This is a genomic window from Bradyrhizobium sp. P2_E8 (assembly GCF_056403875.1).
This window is the reverse complement of sequence record NZ_JBFUES010000562.1, coordinates 1-4987: the sequence shown is the minus strand read 5'-3', so window position 1 is coordinate 4987 and position 4987 is coordinate 1. Positions and strand designations below refer to the sequence as shown.

The following is a 4987-nucleotide window of genomic DNA, read 5'->3' as shown; positions in this document are numbered from 1 at the left end:
GTGGGAGGTGCCGGGCGTGATCGTGGTGAAGCTCCTGATCCATCCGCTTGCAGCGTTCGGCCTGATGCTGGCGTTCGGCCCGTTCGCGCAGCCCTGGGCCGCGACCGCCGTGCTGATGGCCTCGCTGCCGCCGGCGCTGAACGTGTTCGTGATCGCCCGGCAGAACGGGGCCTGGATCGAATCCGCCTCCGTCGCGGTGCTGCTCGGGACCTTTGCGTCCGTGGTCACACTGACCAGCGTGATGTGGGCGATCCAGACCGGCCGGCTGGCGTTTCCGTGAGAGGCGTTACCTTCGCCAGGTCGGCGTCAACCCCTCCCGCATGGCGAAGCGCCGGAGCGGGCCGATGGCGCCGAGCAGGTGCATGCCGACGGCGCGGACCGGCTGGAGCGGCAGGAAATCGTTGAGCAAGGAGCGGTTGGCGATGTCGATCGCGAAGGTCCGGCTCAGGATGTCCGGACGCCGCGCCCGGTCGTAGCGCTGGAGCACGTCGGCTGCGCCGGGGTCCTGGCCTGATGAGATGGCTTCGCCCGCGAGCCTGGCAATATCGGCGGCATCGCGCAGGCCAAGGTTGAGGCCCTGGGCGCCGATCGGGGGAACGACATGGGCGGCTTCGCCAACCAGCGCGATGCGGTCGCGGCCGAAGGATTTGGGACGTTCGATCGCCAGCGGAAACAGATTGCGCCCGGGCTCGACAATCATGCGTCCCAGAATGGAATGCGACTGCTTCTCGATCGCGGCGGACAGCTCCTCGTCGCTTAAGCCGCGGAGCCGTTCGGCTTCCGCGGGAGCTGCGACCCAGACGATGCTGGAGCGGTTGCCGGGCAGGGGCACGAACACGCAGGGCCCGTGCGGCGTGTGGAACTCGGTCGAGACATTGCGATGCGGCCGTGCATGGCCGACGTTGAAGGTGAGCGCGGTCTGCGTCAGCTCGCGCCGCGTCACCGCGATGCCGGCGGCCTCCCGGCACAGCGAATGCCGGCCGTCGGCGCCGACCACGAGCCGGGCCGTGAGGAATTGCGCGGAGGCCGTGCGGATCGCGACATCGTCGGCTTCGACGACGATGCTTTCGGCCTCGTCGTCGAAACGGACGATCCCGGGCAGCTCGGCCGCGCGCGCCTCCAGCGCCAGCATCAGCGAGCGGTTGTCGATGTTGTAGCCGAAGGCGTCGAGCGCGATCTCGTGACAGGAGAAGCGGACCTCCGGCGCCCGGAACAGCCGGCCGGTGTCGTCGACGAGGCGCATGACTTCGAGCGCGGCCGCCTTGTCCTTGCAGCGCGGCCAGACGTCGAGGCTCTCCAGGAGCTCGATCGAGGCACCGAGCAGCGCGGTGGTGCGATTGTCGGCATAGGGCACGCGGCGCGCCACCAGTGCGGTCCGTGCACCCGCCTGCGCCAGCGCGACGGCCGCGCTAAGGCCCGCCGGTCCACCGCCGATCACGGCTGCGTCGAAGAGTGTCGATGCGTCTGTCATGGAACGACATTTGACACGCCCCGCGGCAAATTCAAGCCCACCTATTTTTCCCTGATTTTATGGCGAATTGTGCGACCGGGTGCCGCAATGGCTTATGTGCAAACCGGTCTCATTCTGATAGCAGAAGCCATGGATACCCAGCAGGATTCCCTGAAGCCGAAACCGGCGATCCGCGCCGCGGCCTTCTCGGTGCACATTTTCACCGCCTTCGGCGCGGCCATCGCGCTGCTGGCGATGCTGGAGGCCGTGCGCGAGCACTGGGCGGCGATGTTTCAATGGCTGGGCGTCGCGCTGATCATCGACGCGATCGACGGTCCGATCGCGCGCCGGCTCGACGTCAAGAACGTGCAGCCGAACTGGTCGGGCGACGTGCTCGATCTCGTGGTCGACTTCGTCACCTATGTGTTCGTGCCGGCCTACGCGATCGTGGCGAGCGGGCTGCTGCTGCCGATCGCGGCTCCCTTGCTCGGCGTCGCCATCATCGTCACCAGCGCGTTATATTTCGCCGATCTGCGCATGAAGGCCGACGACAATCATTTCCGCGGCTTCCCGGCGCTGTGGAATGCGGCCGCGTTCTACCTGTTCCTGCTGCACTGGCCGCCGCTGTGGTCGACGCTGCTGGTCGCGGCCCTCGTGGTGCTGACCTTCGTGCCGTTCCACGTGCTGCATCCGGTCCGCGTCGTGCGGCTGCGCTGGCTGACCATGTCGCTGATCGCGATCTGGGCGGTGCTCTCCCTCTACACGCTGGACATGGACTTTCGCGTCGGTCCCGGCGTGACGCTCGCGCTGTGCGCCATCGCGCTCTGGATCAGCTTCAGCGACGCATTGATTCGCTTCGCAAGATCCTTCGCATGATGCATCTGCTCACCAGCCCCGAAGCCTGGGCCGCGCTGCTCACCTTGACGTCGCTCGAGATCGTGCTCGGCATCGACAACGTCATCTTCCTGTCGGTGATCGTCTCGCGCATCCCCGAGAAGCAGGCGCACCGCGCCCGCCAGATCGGGCTCGCGCTGGCGCTGGTCTTCCGTATCATCCTGCTCAGCGTTCTGGTCTGGCTGATCGGCCTGACCGCGCCGGTGTTCTCGTTTGCGGGTTACGACTTCTCCTGGCGCGACCTCATCCTGATCGGCGGCGGCCTGTTCCTGATCGCGAAGGCGACGCACGAGATCCACGCCGAGGTCGAAGCCGACGACGGCGAGGGCGATCAGGCCTCCGGCCGCAACGCCTTCTTCTGGGTGATCGTCCAGATCATCGTCATCGACATCGTGTTCTCGCTGGACTCGATCATCACCGCGATCGGCATGGCGCAGGACATCGAGATCATGATCGCGGCCGTCGTGATCGCCTGCCTGATCATGTACCTTTCGTCGGGGCCGGTGTCGCGATTCGTCGCGGAGCATCCGACCACGAAAATGCTGGCGCTGGCCTTCCTGGTGTTGATCGGCGTCGCGCTGGTTGCCGATGGATTCCAATTCCACATCCCGCGCGGCTACATCTATTTCGCAATTGCGTTCTCGGCTGCGGTGGAGTTCTTCAACGTGCTGGCCAAGCGCAACCGCAGGAAAGCCAGCAAATAGTCGCGTTTGGTCCGTTCCATTCCAAGTCGAGTTGACAAGGTGGCCGTGATGTCTTTGGCTTGCCGCCGCGTCGACCGAGAGGAGGTCAGGCAATGACCAAAGCCGTCCGTGTGCACAAGGTCGGAGGCCCCGAAGCCCTGGTCTACGAGAGCGTCGACGTGCCGGCGCCCGGCCCCGGCGAGGTGCGCATCCGCCAGCATGCGGTGGGCCTGAACTTCATCGACGTCTATTATCGCACCGGCCTCTACAAGGCGCCGGGGCTTCCTTTCATCGCCGGCAACGAGGCCTCGGGCGAGGTCATCACGGTCGGGCCGGGCGTCACGAATTTCCATCCCGGCGACCGCGTCGCCTACTACTACAATCTCGGCGCCTATACCGGCGAGCGCAACATCCCCTGGGAGAAGCTGGTCAAGCTGCCCGACCACATCACCCACGAGCAGGGCGCCGTGCTGATGCTGAAGGGGCTCACGGTCTGGTATCTGCTGCACAAGACCTTCAAGGTCGAGCCGCATCATCGCGTGCTGATCCACGCCGCCGCCGGCGGCATCGGCCTGCTCGCCTGCCAGTGGGCGAGGGCACTCGGCGCCCACGTCATCGGCACGGTCGGCTCGCGCGAGAAGGCCGAGCTTGCGGAAGCCAATGGCTGCGACCACGTCATCCTCTACAACGAGGAAGACTTCGTCGCGCGCGTGAAGCAGATCAGCCGCAACGAGGGCTGCGACGTCGTCTATGACGGCGTCGGCAAGGCGACCTTCCCGGGCTCGCTGTCCTGCCTGAAGCCGCGCGGCATGTTCGTCTCGTTCGGCAATGCCTCAGGCCCCGTGCCGCCGTTCTCGATCGCCGAGCTCAACAACCACGGCTCGCTGTTCGCGACCCGGCCGAAGCTCAACGACTACGTCGGCACCCGCAAGGAGTTGCTGGAAGGCGCCGACACGCTGTTCGCCGCCGTCATCAACGGCAAGCTGCACGTGCCGATCAACCACGCCTACGCGCTGAAGGACGCCGCCAAGGCGCATATCGATCTCGAGAGCCGCAAGACCACGGGCGCGTCGATCTTGAAGCCGTAGCTCCCGTGTCCCGGACAAGCTGCGACGCATAAGCGTTGCAGCGCAGAGCCGGGACCCAGATTGGCAACAAGGTACAATGCGGCGAGATGGGCCCCGGCTCTGCAGCGCACCGCCGAAGGGGGCGCTGCGCTGCGTCCGGGGCACGAGAGTGGCCTTACGCCACGCGTCTCGCCGCGCCGGCCTTGGTCAAGATCGCGTCGAGGCAGTCGATCATCTCGGCGATCTCCGCCCGCGTGACGTTCAGCGCCGGCATGAAGCGCAGCGTGTCGACCTGCGGTGCGTTCAGCAGCACGCCGGACTCGAACGCTTGCGCAACGATGCCGGGCGCGATCGGCAGCTTGAGGTCGAGCGCCAGCAGCAGGCCGCGCCCCCGCACGCCGCCGAGGCCGTGCCGGGCCGAGACCTTCTGCAACTCGCTTTCGAGCAGGAGGCCGGTCTCGGTGACCGCCTTCAGGAAGTCCGGCTTGCCGACCTCGTCCAGCACCGCAAGGCCCACCGCGCACATGATCGGGTTGCCGTTGAAGGTGCCGCCCTGGTCGCCGTGCTCGAAACAGGCGGCGCGTTCGGTCGCAAGCAGGGCCGCGAGCGGCACGCCGCCGCCGATGCCCTTGCCGAGCGTCATGATGTCGGGCGCGATGCCGGCATGCTCGTAGTGGAAGAGCTTTCCGGTCCGGCCCATGCCGGTCTGGATCTCGTCGAAAATGAGCAGCAGACCGTGCGCCTCGGTGAGTGCGCGCAGCTCCTRCAGGAACCGATCGGTCGCGGGCCACACGCCTGATTCACCCTGGATCGGCTCCAGCATGATAGCGACGGTGTTGTCGTTGATCAGCTTTTCGACCGAGGCGATGTCGTTGAGCTTCGCCTTCTTGAAG

General features: G+C 66.4%; 6 protein-coding genes. 4 read left to right on the top strand and 2 right to left on the bottom strand.

Features of this window, described 5'->3' with window-relative positions:
• Nucleotides 1-280: AEC family transporter (locus AC1D00_RS26495; protein ID WP_477012682.1), on the top strand; the 280-nt coding region annotated here is incomplete at its 5' end.
• 6 nt (nt 281-286) lie between these two features.
• Here the strand turns inward: AC1D00_RS26495 and AC1D00_RS26490 are convergent.
• Nucleotides 287-1471, bottom strand: a complete 1185-nt coding sequence (locus AC1D00_RS26490; RefSeq protein ID WP_477012681.1) for a UbiH/UbiF family hydroxylase — start codon at nt 1469-1471, stop codon at nt 287-289.
• An 87-nt stretch (nt 1472-1558) separates the two neighbouring features.
• Here AC1D00_RS26490 and pcsA point away from each other — a divergent pair, with 87 nt between their 5' ends.
• The 3 genes from pcsA to AC1D00_RS26475 all read left to right on the top strand — a co-directional run bounded on the left by pcsA (nt 1559) and on the right by AC1D00_RS26475 (nt 4115).
• On the top strand, nt 1559-2326 hold the full coding sequence (pcsA, locus tag AC1D00_RS26485; RefSeq protein WP_167770917.1) for a phosphatidylcholine synthase: 768 nt from the start codon (nt 1559-1561) through the stop codon (nt 2324-2326).
• Nucleotides 2323-3048 carry a TerC family protein gene (locus tag AC1D00_RS26480; protein WP_404556464.1) on the top strand — a complete coding sequence of 242 codons (726 nt, stop codon included), beginning with the start codon at nt 2323-2325 and terminating at the stop codon, nt 3046-3048. Before pcsA ends, AC1D00_RS26480 begins: the two co-directional genes overlap by 4 nt.
• A 92-nt stretch (nt 3049-3140) precedes the next feature.
• Entirely contained in the window at nt 3141-4115 is a 975-nt protein-coding gene (locus tag AC1D00_RS26475) for a quinone oxidoreductase family protein (RefSeq protein WP_477012680.1), read from the top strand.
• A 154-nt stretch (nt 4116-4269) separates the two neighbouring features.
• Here the strand turns inward: AC1D00_RS26475 and AC1D00_RS26470 are convergent.
• A partial coding sequence (locus tag AC1D00_RS26470; RefSeq protein WP_477012679.1) for an aminotransferase class III-fold pyridoxal phosphate-dependent enzyme occupies nt 4270-4987 on the bottom strand: 718 nt, incomplete at its 5' end.